This window comes from Bacillus sp. N5-665 (genome assembly GCF_022637375.2).
Taxonomy (GTDB): domain Bacteria; phylum Bacillota; class Bacilli; order Bacillales; family Bacillaceae_G; genus Bacillus_A; species Bacillus_A wiedmannii.
This window is the reverse complement of record NZ_CP093325.1, coordinates 484,108-499,394: the sequence shown is the minus strand read 5'-3', so window position 1 is coordinate 499,394 and position 15,287 is coordinate 484,108. Positions and strand designations below refer to the sequence as shown.

Annotated in this window: 20 protein-coding genes and 1 riboswitch; of the genes, 1 reads left to right on the top strand and 19 read right to left on the bottom strand. The window is 36.7% G+C overall.

All coding sequences use genetic code 11. The annotated features are described in order from the left end of the window. Nucleotides 1-7: 7 nt before the first annotated feature. From sufC to MNO09_RS04670, 12 genes are all read right to left on the bottom strand, one after another. The gene (gene sufC / locus MNO09_RS04725) at nucleotides 8-793 is read right to left on the bottom strand and encodes a Fe-S cluster assembly ATPase SufC (RefSeq protein WP_000929163.1); all 786 of its coding nucleotides are present in this window, start codon (nucleotides 791-793) and stop codon (nucleotides 8-10) included. A gap of 238 nt (nucleotides 794-1,031) precedes the next feature. Beyond that, a complete protein-coding gene (gene metQ / locus MNO09_RS04720; protein ID WP_000722406.1) occupies nucleotides 1,032-1,838 on the bottom strand; it encodes a methionine ABC transporter substrate-binding lipoprotein MetQ in 807 nt (268 codons plus the stop codon). Nucleotides 1,839-1,910: 72 nt separating this feature from the next. Beyond that, complete coding sequence (gene metQ / locus MNO09_RS04715) at nucleotides 1,911-2,723, bottom strand: methionine ABC transporter substrate-binding lipoprotein MetQ (protein WP_000735078.1); 813 nt, start codon at nucleotides 2,721-2,723, stop codon at nucleotides 1,911-1,913. 23 nt (nucleotides 2,724-2,746) lie between these two features. Continuing rightward, a complete protein-coding gene (locus MNO09_RS04710) occupies nucleotides 2,747-3,412 on the bottom strand; it encodes a methionine ABC transporter permease (protein WP_000359328.1) in 666 nt (221 codons plus the stop codon). Further along, complete coding sequence (locus MNO09_RS04705; protein ID WP_000601756.1) at nucleotides 3,405-4,430, bottom strand: methionine ABC transporter ATP-binding protein; 1,026 nt, start codon at nucleotides 4,428-4,430, stop codon at nucleotides 3,405-3,407. The genes MNO09_RS04710 and MNO09_RS04705 overlap by 8 nt, the downstream gene beginning before the upstream one ends. A gap of 299 nt (nucleotides 4,431-4,729) precedes the next feature. Further along, a riboswitch (SAM riboswitch) is annotated at nucleotides 4,730-4,837 on the bottom strand. 125 nt (nucleotides 4,838-4,962) lie between these two features. Beyond that, nucleotides 4,963-5,307, bottom strand: coding sequence for a hypothetical protein (locus MNO09_RS04700; protein ID WP_000781215.1), 345 nt, complete (start codon nucleotides 5,305-5,307; stop codon nucleotides 4,963-4,965). A gap of 154 nt (nucleotides 5,308-5,461) precedes the next feature. Further along, the gene (locus MNO09_RS04695) at nucleotides 5,462-5,770 is read right to left on the bottom strand and encodes a thioredoxin family protein (protein ID WP_002008881.1); all 309 of its coding nucleotides are present in this window, start codon (nucleotides 5,768-5,770) and stop codon (nucleotides 5,462-5,464) included. Between the two features lie 3 nt (nucleotides 5,771-5,773). After that, nucleotides 5,774-6,118 carry a toprim domain-containing protein gene (locus tag MNO09_RS04690; protein WP_000640866.1) on the bottom strand — a complete coding sequence of 115 codons (345 nt, stop codon included), beginning with the start codon at nucleotides 6,116-6,118 and terminating at the stop codon, nucleotides 5,774-5,776. An 81-nt stretch (nucleotides 6,119-6,199) separates the two neighbouring features. Further along, the gene (locus tag MNO09_RS04685) at nucleotides 6,200-7,048 is read right to left on the bottom strand and encodes a hypothetical protein (RefSeq protein ID WP_241950094.1); all 849 of its coding nucleotides are present in this window, start codon (nucleotides 7,046-7,048) and stop codon (nucleotides 6,200-6,202) included. Between the two features lie 308 nt (nucleotides 7,049-7,356). Next, nucleotides 7,357-7,740 carry a glycine cleavage system protein GcvH gene (gene gcvH, locus MNO09_RS04680; protein WP_000026896.1) on the bottom strand — a complete coding sequence of 128 codons (384 nt, stop codon included), beginning with the start codon at nucleotides 7,738-7,740 and terminating at the stop codon, nucleotides 7,357-7,359. A gap of 41 nt (nucleotides 7,741-7,781) precedes the next feature. After that, nucleotides 7,782-8,147: an arsenate reductase family protein gene (locus MNO09_RS04675; RefSeq protein WP_000218969.1), complete on the bottom strand. Its 366-nt coding sequence runs from the start codon at nucleotides 8,145-8,147 to the stop codon at nucleotides 7,782-7,784. A gap of 420 nt (nucleotides 8,148-8,567) precedes the next feature. Continuing rightward, on the bottom strand, nucleotides 8,568-9,095 hold the full coding sequence (locus MNO09_RS04670; RefSeq protein WP_000826880.1) for a hypothetical protein: 528 nt from the start codon (nucleotides 9,093-9,095) through the stop codon (nucleotides 8,568-8,570). A gap of 143 nt (nucleotides 9,096-9,238) precedes the next feature. Between MNO09_RS04670 and MNO09_RS04665 the strand changes: the two genes are divergently transcribed. After that, the gene (locus MNO09_RS04665) at nucleotides 9,239-9,886 is read left to right on the top strand and encodes a phosphatase PAP2 family protein (protein WP_000713764.1); all 648 of its coding nucleotides are present in this window, start codon (nucleotides 9,239-9,241) and stop codon (nucleotides 9,884-9,886) included. A gap of 55 nt (nucleotides 9,887-9,941) precedes the next feature. Here the strand turns inward: MNO09_RS04665 and MNO09_RS04660 are convergent, their stop codons facing one another. From MNO09_RS04660 to MNO09_RS04630, 7 genes are all read right to left on the bottom strand, one after another. Beyond that, complete coding sequence (locus MNO09_RS04660) at nucleotides 9,942-10,955, bottom strand: PTS sugar transporter subunit IIC (RefSeq protein WP_000666176.1); 1,014 nt, start codon at nucleotides 10,953-10,955, stop codon at nucleotides 9,942-9,944. Nucleotides 10,956-10,977: 22 nt separating this feature from the next. Then, nucleotides 10,978-11,928, bottom strand: coding sequence for an L-lactate dehydrogenase (locus MNO09_RS04655; RefSeq protein WP_002096227.1), 951 nt, complete (start codon nucleotides 11,926-11,928; stop codon nucleotides 10,978-10,980). Between the two features lie 294 nt (nucleotides 11,929-12,222). Then, nucleotides 12,223-12,471 carry a spore coat protein gene (locus MNO09_RS04650; protein WP_001002991.1) on the bottom strand — a complete coding sequence of 83 codons (249 nt, stop codon included), beginning with the start codon at nucleotides 12,469-12,471 and terminating at the stop codon, nucleotides 12,223-12,225. 13 nt (nucleotides 12,472-12,484) lie between these two features. Beyond that, nucleotides 12,485-12,670: a hypothetical protein gene (locus tag MNO09_RS04645; RefSeq protein WP_001180550.1), complete on the bottom strand. Its 186-nt coding sequence runs from the start codon at nucleotides 12,668-12,670 to the stop codon at nucleotides 12,485-12,487. Between the two features lie 146 nt (nucleotides 12,671-12,816). Beyond that, on the bottom strand, nucleotides 12,817-13,530 hold the full coding sequence (locus MNO09_RS04640; RefSeq protein WP_000048032.1) for a CPBP family intramembrane glutamic endopeptidase: 714 nt from the start codon (nucleotides 13,528-13,530) through the stop codon (nucleotides 12,817-12,819). Nucleotides 13,531-13,998: 468 nt separating this feature from the next. Then, complete coding sequence (locus MNO09_RS04635) at nucleotides 13,999-14,556, bottom strand: TetR/AcrR family transcriptional regulator (protein ID WP_000074943.1); 558 nt, start codon at nucleotides 14,554-14,556, stop codon at nucleotides 13,999-14,001. Between the two features lie 3 nt (nucleotides 14,557-14,559). Next, nucleotides 14,560-15,282 carry an MBL fold metallo-hydrolase gene (locus tag MNO09_RS04630; protein ID WP_001263839.1) on the bottom strand — a complete coding sequence of 241 codons (723 nt, stop codon included), beginning with the start codon at nucleotides 15,280-15,282 and terminating at the stop codon, nucleotides 14,560-14,562. Nucleotides 15,283-15,287: the final 5 nt, after the last annotated feature.

The following is a 15,287-nucleotide window of genomic DNA, read 5'->3' as shown; positions in this document are numbered from 1 at the left end:
TCCTCTCTTACGCTTCTTGCTCTGTTGTTTCGTCTTCAATACCTAATTCTTTTTTAATCCAGTCATAACCTTCAGCTTCTAGACGTTGTGCAAGCTCAGGGCCACCAGATTTAACGATGCGACCGTTCATCATAACGTGAACGAAGTCTGGAGTGATGTAGTTTAATAAACGTTGGTAATGCGTAATCATTAGGCAACCGAACTCTTCGCCGCGCATTTGGTTAATACCTTTAGATACAACTTTTAATGCATCGATATCAAGACCTGAGTCGATTTCATCTAAGATTGCAATTTTTGGCTCAATCATCATTAATTGAAGGATTTCGTTACGTTTTTTCTCTCCACCAGAGAAACCTTCGTTTAAGTAACGTTGTGCCATTTCTGGATCCATTTCTAGGAATTCCATGTTTTTATCTAATGTACGGATAAATTTCATAAGAGAAATTTCATCGCCCTCTTCACGACGTGCATTAATTGCAGAACGTAAGAAGTCAGCGTTTGTTACTCCGCTAATTTCACTTGGATATTGCATTGCTAGGAATAGACCTGCTTGTGCGCGCTCGTCTACTTCCATTTCTAATACATCTTCACCGTCGATGATGATGCTACCTTCTGTTACTTCATACTTTGGGTGACCCATAATCGCAGAAGATAAAGTTGATTTACCTGTTCCGTTAGGTCCCATAATTGCGTGGATTTCTCCACCTTTTACTTCAAGGTTTACACCTTTTAAAATTTCTTTGCCATCAATTGATACGTGTAAGTCTTTAACCGTTAATGTAGAACCAGCCATCTCAATACCTCCATTAATCCTATATATACATTTTAAAAATTCCTAAAACGTTCATATTCTCATTTTATTCTCATTCTAATCTTATATCAAATAAAATGATATCGCAAACGACGAAAAAAAGTAACAATTTTTTCACAAATGTATATAAGTATTTCCCTTGCATCCTTATATAATACACCTTTCTTCTTATTTATATAAAGAAAAAAGGACTGGGAATTTCCCAGTCCTTTCCTTGTGTTTATTCACTTACCGGAAGTACAGCACCTTTATATTCTTTATTAATAAAGTCTTGAATTTCTTTTGAATGCAATACTTCTACTAATTCTTTAATTTCTTTTTTCTTCTCGTCACCTTTACGAACTGCAATAATATTTGCATACGGAGAGTCTGATCCTTCAATCGCAATTGCATCCTTTGTTGGATTTAATTTCGCATCAATTGCATAGTTTGAATTAATGAATAAAGCATCACCTTCATTATTTTCATACAGCTTTGGTGACAATCCAGGCTCTACATCTGTTTTAAACTTTAAGTTTTTCGGATTTTCTACAACATCTTTTACTGTCGCTTTAACAACATCTACACCGTCTTTTAATTTAATAACGCCGCCTTTTTGTAACAATGCGAGCATACGGCCACGCTCCGCTACGTTATTACTCATGATAACTGTTCCGCCATCTGGCAATTCTTTTAAACTTTTATATTTCTTAGAATAAATGCCCATTGGCTCTAAATGGATTTTTCCTGCGTTTACAATTTTATATCCCTTTTCTTGAATTTCTTTATCTAAGTAAGGAATGTGTTGGAAGTAGTTCGCATCAATTTCCTTATCCGCTAACGCTTTATTCGGCAAAACATAATCCTGGAACTTTTTAATCTCTAATTTAATGCCCTTTTTCTCTAGTATCGGCTGTGCCTTTTCTAAAATAACAGCGTGCGGCACGTTAGAAGCTCCCACAACAAGCTTATTCTCTTCTTTCCCTCCGCAAGCAGCTAATGTAAATACAGACAGTGCTGTAACAACTGATAGTAGAATCTTTTTCATATGATGTCCCCTTCTCCCCTATAGTTATGTAGTTATAAAAAAGGGCCGGCATACACCAGCCCTTTTCAGCAATTATTCTTTTACAGGAACAACTGCTCCTTTATATTCTTTAGTAATAAAGTCTTCAATTTCTTTAGAATGCAATACTTCTACAAGCTCTTTAATCGCTTTTTTATCTTTATCACCTTTACGAACCACTAATACGTTTGCGTATGGAGAATCATCGCCTTCAATTGCAATTGCATCTTTTTCTGGGTTTAATTTCGCATCAATTGCATAGTTCGAGTTAATTAAAACAGCGTCGCCTTCTTTATTGTTATACACTTGTGGTAATAAACCAGGCTCAATATCCGTTTTAAACTTTAAGTTTTTCGGATTATCTGCAATATCTTTTGGAGTTGCACTAACTGGATCTACTCCGTCTTTAATTTTTAAAATGCCTTCTTTTTGTAAAATTGCTAAACCACGTCCATGGTCAGTAACGGAATTACTCATAATAATTGTCGCCCCGTCCGGAAGTTCTTTTAAGCTCTTATATTTTTGAGAGTATACACCAATTGGCTCTAAATGAATTTTCCCTGCTATTTCAAAATCATATTTTTTATCTTTAATTTCTTTTTCTAAATATGGAATGTGCTGGAAGTAGTTTGCATCTAAATCCTTATCCGCTAACGATTTATTTGGTAATACGTAGTCTTGGAATTTTTTAATTTCTAATTCAATTCCTTTTTTCTCTAATAAAGGTTTAGCCTTTTCTAAAATTTCAGCGTGCGGTACGTTAGAAGCCCCCACAACTAGTTTTTTTTCATCTTTATCTTTCCCGCCACAAGCAGCTAACCCAAAAATTGAAGTTGAAATAAGTGCTGTAAGTAATAATTTTTTCATTTAAAACATCCTCCCGTTTTTTATTATCGTTTATCTATTCGAGTCGTTAAACTATCACCAATCCACTGAATGAAAAATACAACTAGTAATACACAAATTGTCGCAACGATTGTTACATCGTTATTTCCTCGCTGGAATCCTTCTAAATAAGCAAGTGTTCCAAGGCCACCAGCACCAACAACTCCCGCCATCGCTGTATAGCCTACTAAAGCAATTGTCGTAACAGTAATACCAGATACTAATGCTGGTAACGATTCTGGAATTAACACTTTCAAAATAATTGTGCTTGTTTTTGCTCCCATTGCTTTCGAAGCTTCAATTACACCTTTATCAATTTCACGAAGCGCAATTTCAACCATTCTCGCGTAAAATGGTGCCGCTCCAATAATTAAAGCTGGAAGTGCTGCACTCGCTCCAAGAATTGTTCCAAGCAGAATCTTTGTGAATGGGATTAATAAAATGATTAAAATGATGAACGGTATCGAGCGGAAAATGTTTACGAACGCTCCAATCCCCGTGTTAACCGCTTTGTTTTCCCATAAATTATCTTTCGCTGTCATAAAGAGTAACAATCCTAAAATTAGTCCTAATACAAATGTGGCAAGAGCTGCGATTGCCGTCATATATAACGTTTCACCAGTTGCTTCTAACATTTGATTCCAATCAACATTTGCGATTAACTTATCCATGTGCAATCACCTCCAGCTCTACTTGATCTTGATGTATTCCCTCTATTGCTTGTTGAATCGCTGTTTCCTCACCATTTAAATGAACAACTAAACTACCGTAAGAGCCGTTATTCGTTTGTGCTATATTTCCTTGCAAAATGCTAACTTCTATATCACTGCGTTGCATTAATCTTTGAAGTACTGGTCTTTCTACAGCTTCACCGATAAACTGCAAACGAACTACTTTACCATCTGGATACTTTTCAATTAAACTTTCAATCGTTTCATTTGTATCTTCAGAATCCGTTAACTGCTGTACGAAGCGTTTTGTAATGTCTTTCTGCGGATTGCGGAATACATCAAGTACTGGACCCGTTTCTACAATTTTTCCTTTCTCCATTACCGCCACTCGATTACAAATCTTTCGAATCACGTGCATCTCGTGTGTAATGAGTACAATTGTTAAACCGAGACGCTTATTAATATCTAATAATAAATCTAAAATTTGATCTGTCGTTTCTGGATCAAGAGCTGACGTTGCTTCATCACATAAAAGCACTTGTGGGTTGTTAGCTAATGCTCTTGCAATCCCAACACGTTGCTTTTGTCCTCCGCTTAACTGAGATGGATACGCGTCCCCTCTTCCTTCTAATCCAACAAGATGAATTAACTCGTCGACGCGTTTTCTTCTCTTCGCCTTATCGACACCTGCAATTTCAAGTGGGAACTCGATATTTTCGCGTACAGTTCGTGACCAAAGTAAATTGAAGTGCTGAAAAATCATTCCAATTTCTTGCCTTGCCTTACGAAGTTCACTCCCTGTAATTGCTGAAATCACACGATTTGCAATTGTAATTTGGCCAGAAGTTGGTTTCTCTAACTGATTGAATAATCTGATTAAAGAACTTTTCCCAGCGCCACTATATCCGATAACACCAAATATTTCACCTTTGTCTATTTTTAAATTGGCATTATCTACAGCAGTGACATCACCGCTTTTTGCTTTATATATTTTCTTTACATTTTCTAACAAGATCATGATGTTCACCCCTTTTTTTGTTTAAAAAGCGTAAGCGGCTCGTTTAGAACAAGAGGACGCCCGAATCCCTGACGTAGAGGCGCTTTTTGCCTCATAGGAAGGGATGAAACGACCGACTGTTCTAGCCGCTGAAGCTAGATTTTTGGTCGACTCCGCAATTTTTTATGTTTAATGCGTGTAGTCCACCGTTATCACTACTTTTATTATTTGAATGTCCTCCACATTCAAACAATAAAAAAACCTTTCCGCTTTAGAGAAGCAGAAAGGTTTATATGCGTATATAACAACATTATCCCTCTCTCTCATCTCTCAAAGCATTTGCTTTGCAGGAATTGGCACCATTTCAACATAAGTTGACGGTTGCCGGGCTTCACAGGGCACAGTCCCTCCACCTCTCTTGATAAGAGAAATCAGATTACATTTTCGTCTGATTTGTAATTTATGAAATTGTCTATATTTTATGAATTGAATTGTATCAATATCCATACGCCATGTCAACAGAAATTTTCGTAAAAAAAGAAACTTCAGACTTTTAAGCACCCACTGACATCGGTTTACATATATGAAACATCGATTCGACTAATAGCATCGTTCGATACGTTCCTGAATATTGTACACGTCCATCGTTCATTAACATTTGCAACCTTACATTGCCGTTCACCAATTGTTTTACATCTTCCTCATCTAAACAAACGATTTGCTCTGTTCCTCGTTCCTCATGTAGCAGCTCTATATAATCTCTTGAAATTTGTAGCGAACAACTTTCATCTCCAAAGCGGAAATTAACAGTTTTTTCTCCTTGTCTTAAAAGCGGCTCTAAATGATATTGACCATTAGCGTAATTTACAAATGATTGCAGCAAAGAATATAATTTCACCCTAAATCACATCCTTCATATCACTTTCTATTACACATACCATTCCCTCTCACTAAAGAGCAATCCTGTTACTTTCGCTCGACAAATACTGTAACCCCCCTGCATCTCGACATATTTCCCGAGAAATATGTCGAGGCGGCAAAAACTTTGCCGCCTACTTTAATTCCGTATATAAATATTCAACCGAATGAAATGCATATATCTTCTTCATGAGTGTCCCATTTTCAAAAACAAGTAAACACGGTACACTTTCGATTCCATACTCTTTCGCTAAATGCGGAGCATAATTTAAATCTAACATTCCAATTTTCAAGTCTTCAATTGTCATCTCAACGACTGTTAACATCTTTTTTGCTAATTGGCATGTTCCACACATTGGAGTATATACATATAACACTGTTTTTTCTTCGTTCTCTATTAGGGCTGTAGCTTCGGCTCCTGTCCAATCAATCACTTCTATCATTCCTTACCGTAAATATTCTGTATAAACGTCAATGTCAGCTCCCCATAATACATTTGCTAAGTGTGAAGATGGCGCAGTTGCCACTTCTCGGTACGAGCGATCAATATAAATATGCTCTGCTTGCGGAAATTCTTTTCGAAACTGTTTCCTTAACTTTTCTCCAGCATCATCAGCATCCACTAGTACATACACTTCCTTATCAAAAAACTGATCAATGAGCTCATCCATTTTCGACAAACCAATTGTACCATTTGTACAAACAATTTCCACCGGTTCACGAATAATAGATTCAATCTTTCTTCTATCTGATTTACCTTCTACAATAATGACTTTTTCCACATAAATCATATGTCATCACCCGATCACCATATACTATACAACCTTTAACTTAGTATATAGTATATTCGTTATTTTCATGTTGTTTCCTGTTTATTTTTGCAAAAGAAAAGCGCAAGCAGCTCGTTCAGAACAGGAGGGCATTGGAACTCCTGAACTAGAGGCGCTTTTTGCCTCACAGGAAGAAGCGAAGCCACCGAACAATCTAGCCGCTGGAGCTGGATCATAAAGAAAAGCGCAAGCAGCTCGTTCAGATTGTGAGGGGGATGGAGCTTCTGACGTAAAGGCGCTTTTTGCCTTACAGGAAGAAGCGAAGCCACCGAACAATCTAGCCGCTGGAGCTGGATCATAAAGAAAAGCGCAAGCAGCTCGTTCAGATCGTGAGGGGGATGGAGCTTCTGACGTAAAGGCGCTTTTTGCCTTACAGGAAGAAGCGAAGCCACCGAACAATCTAGCCGCTGGAGCTGGATCATAAAGAAAAGCGCAAGCAGCTCGTTCAGATTGTGAGGGGGATGGAGCTTCTGACGTAAAGGCGCTTTTTGCCTTACAGGAAGAAGCGAAGCCACCGAACAATCTAGCCGCTGGAGCTGGATCATAAAGAAAAGCGCAAGCAGCTCGTTCAGATTGTGAGGGGGATGGAGCTTCTGACGTAAAGGCGCTTTTTGCCTTACAGGAAGAAGCGAAGCCACCGAACAATCTAGCTGCTGGAGCTGGATCATAAAGAAAAGCGCAAGCAGCTCGTTCAGATTGTGAGGGGGATGGAGCTTCTGACGTAAAGGCGCTTTTTGCCTTACAGGAAGAAGCGAAGCCACCGAACAATCTAGCTGCTGGAGCTGGATCATAAAGAAAAGCGCAAGCAGCTCGTTCAGATTGTGAGGGGGATGGAGCTTCTGACGTAAAGGCGCTTTTTGCCTTACAGGAAGAAGCGAAGCCACCGAACAATCTAGCTGCTGGAGCTGGATCATAAAGAAAAGCGGCACCGACTGTTTAGCCCTGTTGGCTAAGGTTCTTTCGTACAGAAGACGCTTTTTTGTCTTCTCGTGCGGAAGGTTCTTAGACATGAAGGGCTAGGAGGTGGAGCTGGACAAAGAAAAGCGCAAGCGGCTCGTTCAGATTACGAAGCCACATGAAACCTTACCGAAAAACATTCATTCCCATAATAGCTTATTCATTTGCACTCGATTTTAAATGTATTATGTAACACAAAATAAAAAAGGACAGCACAAAGGCTGTCCTTTAGTCGACTATAATTAGTCTTGGTTTGTCATTTCTGCATATTTTTCTGCAGTTAATAACTTCTCAACTTGGCTTGCATCAGAAAGTTCAACTTTAACCATCCATGCACCCTCGTATGGAGATTCGTTAACAAGTTCTGGTTGGTCACTTAATTCTTCGTTTACTGCTACAACTTTACCGCTTACAGGTGCGTATAACTCAGAAACTGTTTTAACAGATTCTACGCTTCCGAATGGCTCGTCAGCTTCGATTGTTGCACCTACTTCAGGAAGTTCAACGAATACGATATCGCCTAGCTCACCTTGTGCAAAGTGAGTAATACCGATAACAACTTCATTACCTTCAGTTTTTACCCATTCGTGTTCTTCAGAGTAACGTAAATTATTTGGAATGCTCATGACTGTACCTCCAGTGAATGTATTAATTATGTAAAAATACCTTATTGGTACTTTTTCCACACACTTTCAAACTGCTCTTCGTTAAAACCAAGTGTTACATTCGTTCCATTTGTTACGATTGGACGTTTAATCAACATGCCATCAGATGCTAAAAGTTCGTACATTTCGTCTTCACTTGCATCCTTTAACTTATCTTTCAGACCAAGTTCGCGGTAACGCATTCCACTTGTATTAAAGAATTTTTTTAATGGTAATTCACTTTTTTCATGTAAATTACGTAAATCTTCTTTTGATGGTGGATTTTCAACAATATGAATCATCTCATATGCTACATCGTTTGCCTCAAACCATTTCTTTGCTTTTTGACATGTGCCACACTTTGGATATGAATAAAATGTTACTGTCATAAATTCACCTACTTTTTTACTAACCTTTACCTTTATCATATAGAAAACGTTTTATTATTTCAAACGATTATTCGCTAAACTTTTACTTATTTCGTGATAATTTTTAATAATCCTGCAAATTTTTCTTATTTTTCCGCCATTTGTTAAGAAAAATAAATATATAATTTTTTTAGATTCTTCTCTTATCACTCGCCGAACATATATCTTAAACAAACGTTTGATTAACTCCCTATTTTTCTTTGTTAACCCTTGAATTGCATCGGTTTCTTTCTACCGAACATACACCTTAAACAAACGTTTGATTAGCTCCCTATTTTTCTTTGCTAACCCTTGGGCTACATCGGTTTCTTCCTACCGAACATACACCTTAAACAAACGTTTGATTAAACATAAAAAAGGACCCTTTTACAGGCTCCTTCATCATCGACTTAAATAATCGGCAATTGTTCGAAATACGACGATATACATATTATGAATACTTTCTTCAGTATTTCCACCATTGGACAAACCGACTGCCCATTGTTGTCCTTCACCACTTCCGATATTTGCAAAGCCTTGCGTATACATAGCATTTACATCTTTTCGTGCACTGTTATACTCTATTCCTTTTGTAATAAACGTTGAATATGATTTATCTTGCAAACCGATAAAAAATACTGGTTTCTTTAGCGATGAAAATACATTTTTATACTGCTCTGTTGAGGCTTCTTGAAAGTGATCTTTCATTATTAAAAAACCATCCACTTCCTTAGATTTCTTTTCCAGTTCCTCTAACTTCATTTCCTCAAACTTTATATTCCTAAACGTATCGTTCGGCTTTTCTCCAATAACTCCAATTACGAGTGCTCTTCCGTTATATTCTAATTTCTCTCCTTCTTTATCCTTTGCACACCCAGCACTCACTAGGCATATCAATATAAAAAATAAGAAATACGATAAACGCTTCATTTAGCACCCTCCCCTTCTTTTAAGTCAAGTGACGAAAACGTAAGGTTAATTCAAGAAAATGTAAGTAAAATCGATAGCTCAAATGACGTTTCTATATTATAATCAATTGAATTTACTTACATTACTAAACATAGGAGATTATCATGAAGAAATTTAAACTTTCATCTTTTCTTCCGTTAAGTTATATACTTCTACTCGTACTCGTAAGTCCCCTTTACGATGTATTAAATAAATCTACTGTACACGCAGTAGATGTCACAACTGTAGTAGATGATTGGATTCCATTTGTGAAAGCATTTATTATTCCTTATTTACTTTGGTTTCCTTACTTATACGGCGCACTTATTTATTATTGCTTTGCGGATCGAAAACAATATTATGTCACTTTAAGTAGTATCATTCTTGGAAAACTTGCTTGTTTTTCTATTTATTATTTTTGGCAAACAACTGTACCACGTCCAACAGTCGTTGGATCAGACGTATTTTCCGAACTAGTCCGCTATATTTATAGTATCGACCAACCGGTAAACTGTTTCCCTAGTATTCATGTTCTAACTACATTTGTCATTATGCTAGCTGCCTTTAAACGTAGAGAACAACATGCTTTTGAATATTACATTCTTACCTTCTTCGGTACGCTTATTATTTTATCAACGCTATTTACGAAGCAACACGCATTTGTAGACGCCATTTCTGGAATGACGCTTGCAAGCATACTTTACTTCGGCGTTCAGCTTTTATTAGCAAAAGAAACTGTACGTGTTCCAGTAAAACAAAATCACAAAATGTAAAAAGCAGACTGTGGCTTCCAGTCTGCTTTTCTCTATATAAAAGGAGATTTTCGATTTAAGATTGCGGTACAGTCATATCACCAGAGTGAATACGACCTGCTTTTTTAAGAGCAATGTAAAGTATATAAGAAACAGCTACTGGAATGATGATATAAGTGATGACCATCGCCGGGACAACTTCCCATCCTTCGCTAGAAATTAAATTAATTGGTGCGATAAGAGAACTTAATCCAAGACCTGCAATTTCTTTTCCTGCTTCTAGTTGGAAAATTAATGCGGATACTGGACCAACTATAGCACTGGCGACGACAGTTGGGACGAGAATCATTGGATTTTTAGTGATATTTGGCAACTGCACTTTCGGAGTACAAAGCGCCTGAGCTAATATGCCGCCTAAATTATTTTCTTTCGCTGAGATTACAGAGAATCCGATAAACTGAGCAACGCAGCCTGCAAGAGCAGCACCACCTGCAACACCGTCTAAGCTAAGTGCAATCGCTAACGCAGCTGATGAAGCGGGAGAGATAAGTAATAGTCCCCAAACGACTGCAATGACGATAGAAGCGATAAACGGGCTACCAGCTGAGCTATCTTTAATAAATGCTCCAACTGTATTTAAAACAGGAGTAATATTATGAGATAACCAAATACCAACTAAACCAGAACCTAATATGGCCGCAAATGGAACGAGCATCATATCTAACGCAGTTTTTCCACTTAAACGTTTACCAATATATACAGCTAAAGTTGCTGTTAATAATGCACCGATTGGCTCACCTGTTTTAATTATTAGACCTGCTTCAGTAATTGAAATGGATCCGGCACCAATCGCTCCAGCTACCATAGCCGAGAAGATTACAAGACCATTTGCACCGAGCATAAAAGCAATTCCGGCACCAATCGCTGGTGCCATAAGTGATTTTGCAACAACTCCGATTGTAATAAGCAATGGAATATCAACAATTCTTCCTATATTTTCGATTAGTAAACCAATTCCAAGGGATACGAAAATACCTTGTGCGATTCCAGCTGATGCTTTAAATACACGAGACATTATATATTCCTTCATTTGTTTCACCTTCTCCTATAAGTTAGTAACCAATTGTTTTCATATAATCACGTAAAATATCGTTTGATTTTGCGAATCGAGATTCTTCATCCTCTGTTAAATTTAGTTCTACAACTTCTTTCATACCATCTCTAGTAATAATAGCTGGCACTCCTGTACAAATATCATATTCACCGTACTCCCCATCTAAAATGGCTGATACAGCAATGACACGGTGATCATCGTTAAAGATTGAACTCGCAATATAAGCTAGAGAGTTTCCGATTCCGTAATAAGTAGTACCTTTTCGTTTATAAATTTCCCATCCAGCTTTTGCAGTCTTCTCAACAATTTCATCTAAATCTATTTCACCAAATTTGTCTTTTTTCTCTTCTAAAATTTGTAGAATTGGCTTTCCACCCACAGTTACGTGCGACCAAGCAACCATTTGAGAATCACCATGTTCTCCTAATGAATACCCATGAATACTACGAGGATCTACATGTAACATTTCAGATAGAATTGTTCTTAAGCGAGAAGAATCTAGTGATGTACCAGTACCAATCACACGATTTCTAGGTAATCCAGATAATTTCCACACTTCATATGTAATAATATCAACTGGGTTCGATGCAAGTAAGAAAATACCGTCAAATCCACTTTCCATTACGCCGCCAACAACACTTTCCATAATTTTCGCACTCGCTCCTAAAGTATCTAAGCGACTTTGTCCAGGTTTTGGTGCTGGTCCTGCTGTAATAATAACGATGTCCATATCTTTGCAGTCTTCATAGCTTCCTGCATATACTTTTGTTCTTGTATTTGTAAAGTTAATGCAGTGTGATAAATCCATCGCTTCCCCAACTGCACGTTCATGATTTATATCAATTAATAATAGTTCTTCGCAAATGCCTTGATTTACAATGGAATATGCACAACTTGATCCAACTAATCCAGTACCGATAATTGCAACTTTTCTTGTATTTCTTTTCATAGCAATCTCTCCTAATTGATCATATAATCTATTTCTTTTGTTCTTTACACTCCTAATTATAGAGATTCCCACGATATAAACCATGGATACTTTGTGAAATATTGAGCAACCTTTTGTCCTTTTTGTGAATTGTCATATTCAATTTTCGTCATATTTGTTACAACTGGAAAAATATTTATTATATATTTATTGACATATATAAAGTGAAGCATTAATCAGTCGGGTTTTACCGCCCAGTAAATAGCGGGACAAAACAAAAAACGAGCGACTTCATTCGCTCGTTTTTTCATCCCATTATTCCGCACTTAATTGACCTTTTAATTGCTGTACAATCATTGGGTTAGCAGGTGCAGCTGGCTTATAATAACTCTTTTGCTTTGCGTATTCATACATATTACGTTGACGCATCTCATCTTGATTACGAATTTGGATTAACGTTTGATGTAACTGTTCATTATCAGACTGAGAAATATAATTTGCATAACTTGTTAAACTTGCATTTAATCCCGCTAAATAATCATTTACCATATCTTTTTCATTCATCTGTCGTTTCCTCCTATCCTAGGAAAGTCATTAATTGCTGTTTCGTATTTCGTGCATCTTGCGCATCCTTTTGTAACATTTGTTTCAGTTGTGGATCTGTACAAGCCTGTGCATACTGGTCTAACTTATTAATAATTGTTGCATGTCCACCAATTAAATGGCGTAAGTTTTCTACTTCAAGCTCTGTTAAATTTTGCATAGAATACTCCTACCTTTCTTTATTCGTTCACTGTTAGTATTTAGCTCTTTTTTGATTGTATACATGAATTAACTTTTTCACGTGCATACAAAATAAAAGATGAATAGCTAAGCCATTCATCTTTTATACTGGTTATGTATTTATTTTTATAGAGACACAATCATACTTATACTCACAAGTAAGTTCCATACAATGTGTAAAATAATACTAGGTATAATAGATTGCGTCTTTTTGTATAACATTGCAAATACCATTCCCATAATCGTTGCCGTAATTAGAAGACCTCCATGAAGAATTCCAAAAATGAAGGAAGAAATAATGATCCCAACTAAAAAATTATATTTCTTTTCTAAAAATCGATATAAAATACCTCGAAATAGAATTTCTTCTTTAATCGGTGTAATTATAGCAACACTTAACACATATATAATACTTTGTATGCTATTTTGAATCCCTAAGCTCCCTAATTGTCCCTTCTGTTCTTCTGCACTTTCAAAACTAAACACATGTAACGTTAAATATTGTGATAACGCAATGACTATAAAACCAATTAATAGATATAAATATGTCTTCCCATTCTTCAAAACGGATACATCCCAAATAGATTTAATAAAATGAAGAACTGGTTTATAAGCTAATAAAACGATAGCAACAACAGCTGCATCTAACAAAAGAAAATGGTACCCCTCTAAATTATCACGTAACGCCTCCTCACCATAAATCCCCAAAGCCAAACCAAGGAATAATCCTCCTAGAAGTAAGAATCCTAAAATGGTTGCTATCATTACAAATAGATTTTTATATGTTATATTCTCTATTTTTCTTTCCACACTATACGCTTCTAACACTGTTTTACTCACAGTATCCCTCCAGTTATTCTCATTTATCTCAACAAAATCCTTTAATTGAAATATAAAGATAATATAACAAAATTTCCAAAAAGAATAATATGCAATTTTACATATTATGAAAACTTTATATTTTATAGTTTTAGGAATAGGATTGCTATGCAATAATTATTATATGAAATTTCAAAAAACACTTCCTATCCACCATAACCCTCGCATCATATAAAATTTATTAGTTAAAGGAGCAATAAACATGAAAACACATGACTTCCTTACAGAAATCCAGAAGGGCTCTGAGCCTAGCCCATATCAAGATCCTATTGCATTTATTTTCGTTTTCCTTTCCGTAGCCATATACACATTTTTCAAACCTGCAAAATAATATCATTTAATGAGAAAAAACCTACCATTCTTTTGGGATCATATGCACTAAAAAACCTTAGAATCGCTTCTAAGGTTTTTAGTTGCCTCGCTTCTTATTTAATTTCTCATTACATGTAATCCTTTAATAAACGTTTCCAATAATACATGTAAACTTGTATCTAAATCTATTGGCAAACCAAATCCACCCTGCTGTTCAATCGACGCAAATCCATGACAAATACTTCTGAATCCACGTGTCGCATGAAGTGCATTCTCTCCTTCTAAGCCGTATTGTTGTAAAACCTGAAGACAAAGCTTCACAATTCCGTCTCCTGCTCTTCTTACTTCTTCATCTCGTAAAAAGGTTGCTTCATACAATCCAGGATGTTTGCGTACGAATGCTACATACGCTTTTCCTAAAGCATGAATTGCTTCGTCCATACGTTTACCCTCGGCCGCTTCTTCCAGTCTGTTATGCAGCTGTTGTATTCCGTACATACCAAGATTTTTCCGTACATCTTGTAAACCTTTCACATGATTGTATAGCGAAGGTGAACGTACCCCTAACCTTTGCGCTAATGAAGCTAACGTTACTTCTTGTATTCCATTTGTATCTGCAATTTCTGCTGCTGTTTCTACAATTTTCTGTAATGTAAGTCCGATTCTCGGTGACATAAATTAACCTTCTTTTCTACTTTCTATATTCCGCTTAGCTTCCTTAATAGCAAGTTTTATGACAGTACCTGGATCCTTTATCATTTTCCCATGTCCTGCCGCAAGCAAGGAAGGCTCATATTCGCTTAACTTCTCTGCACTTTGTAATGATATTTCTTTGCTCCACGTTGCCATCGCAGGAAACGGAAACCAAAATTTCATTTGTCCCGAAACAGCCATACCTCCTCTTGTTTGGAAGGCATCCCCGACAATAAGAGCTTTATTTCGTACATCAAGAAGCGACATGGACCCTGGCGTATGTCCCGGTGTCATAATCGCAAGAAGCGATCCAACTCGGTCGCCATCTTCCAATAAAATATCAGGTACCGTTTTTACCTTTTTAGGTACACCGCCTTTTATTGGTATATTTGGTTCATCCTTTTGTAACATCGTATCTCCTTCTAAAAGCTTTGCGTCCCGCTTAGAAATATAGACTGGAACATTAGGAAGTACTTCCTTTAATGCGTCTAATGCACCAATATGATCATCATGCGCATGTGTTAATACAATCTTAGTAATGGGTTTCCCTATTTTCTCAGCCGCCTGTAAAATTCCTTTTGCGCTATATGGCAAAGCCGCATCAATTAAAGTTAAACCATCTTCTTCCTCGACAAAGTAACAATTTACAGGAAACACTCTTGGCAAAAATGACAATTGATATACCGTTTTTTCATGTATCACTCTCATATTTC

Coding starts and splice junctions, on each gene's coding strand:
- MNO09_RS04705 (WP_000601756.1), bottom strand. CDS start 4,430: ATGATCTTGTTAGAAAATGTAAAGAAAATATATAAAGCAAAAAGCGGT.
- MNO09_RS04675 (WP_000218969.1), bottom strand. CDS start 8,147: ATGACAGTAACATTTTATTCATATCCAAAGTGTGGCACATGTCAAAAA.
- MNO09_RS04695 (WP_002008881.1), bottom strand. CDS start 5,770: ATGATAGAAGTGATTGATTGGACAGGAGCCGAAGCTACAGCCCTAATA.
- MNO09_RS04650 (WP_001002991.1), bottom strand. CDS start 12,471: ATGAATGAAAAAGATATGGTAAATGATTATTTAGCGGGATTAAATGCA.
- MNO09_RS04665 (WP_000713764.1), top strand. CDS start 9,239: ATGAAGAAATTTAAACTTTCATCTTTTCTTCCGTTAAGTTATATACTT.
- gcvH (WP_000026896.1), bottom strand. CDS start 7,740: ATGAGCATTCCAAATAATTTACGTTACTCTGAAGAACACGAATGGGTA.
- MNO09_RS04690 (WP_000640866.1), bottom strand. CDS start 6,118: ATGATTTATGTGGAAAAAGTCATTATTGTAGAAGGTAAATCAGATAGA.
- metQ (WP_000722406.1), bottom strand. CDS start 1,838: ATGAAAAAGATTCTACTATCAGTTGTTACAGCACTGTCTGTATTTACA.
- MNO09_RS04660 (WP_000666176.1), bottom strand. CDS start 10,955: ATGAAGGAATATATAATGTCTCGTGTATTTAAAGCATCAGCTGGAATC.
- MNO09_RS04630 (WP_001263839.1), bottom strand. CDS start 15,282: ATGAGAGTGATACATGAAAAAACGGTATATCAATTGTCATTTTTGCCA.
- metQ (WP_000735078.1), bottom strand. CDS start 2,723: ATGAAAAAATTATTACTTACAGCACTTATTTCAACTTCAATTTTTGGG.
- MNO09_RS04655 (WP_002096227.1), bottom strand. CDS start 11,928: ATGAAAAGAAATACAAGAAAAGTTGCAATTATCGGTACTGGATTAGTT.
- MNO09_RS04645 (WP_001180550.1), bottom strand. CDS start 12,670: ATGCAAAATTTAACAGAGCTTGAAGTAGAAAACTTACGCCATTTAATT.
- MNO09_RS04635 (WP_000074943.1), bottom strand. CDS start 14,556: ATGTCACCGAGAATCGGACTTACATTACAGAAAATTGTAGAAACAGCA.
- MNO09_RS04710 (WP_000359328.1), bottom strand. CDS start 3,412: ATGGATAAGTTAATCGCAAATGTTGATTGGAATCAAATGTTAGAAGCA.
- sufC (WP_000929163.1), bottom strand. CDS start 793: ATGGCTGGTTCTACATTAACGGTTAAAGACTTACACGTATCAATTGAT.
- MNO09_RS04670 (WP_000826880.1), bottom strand. CDS start 9,095: ATGAAGCGTTTATCGTATTTCTTATTTTTTATATTGATATGCCTAGTG.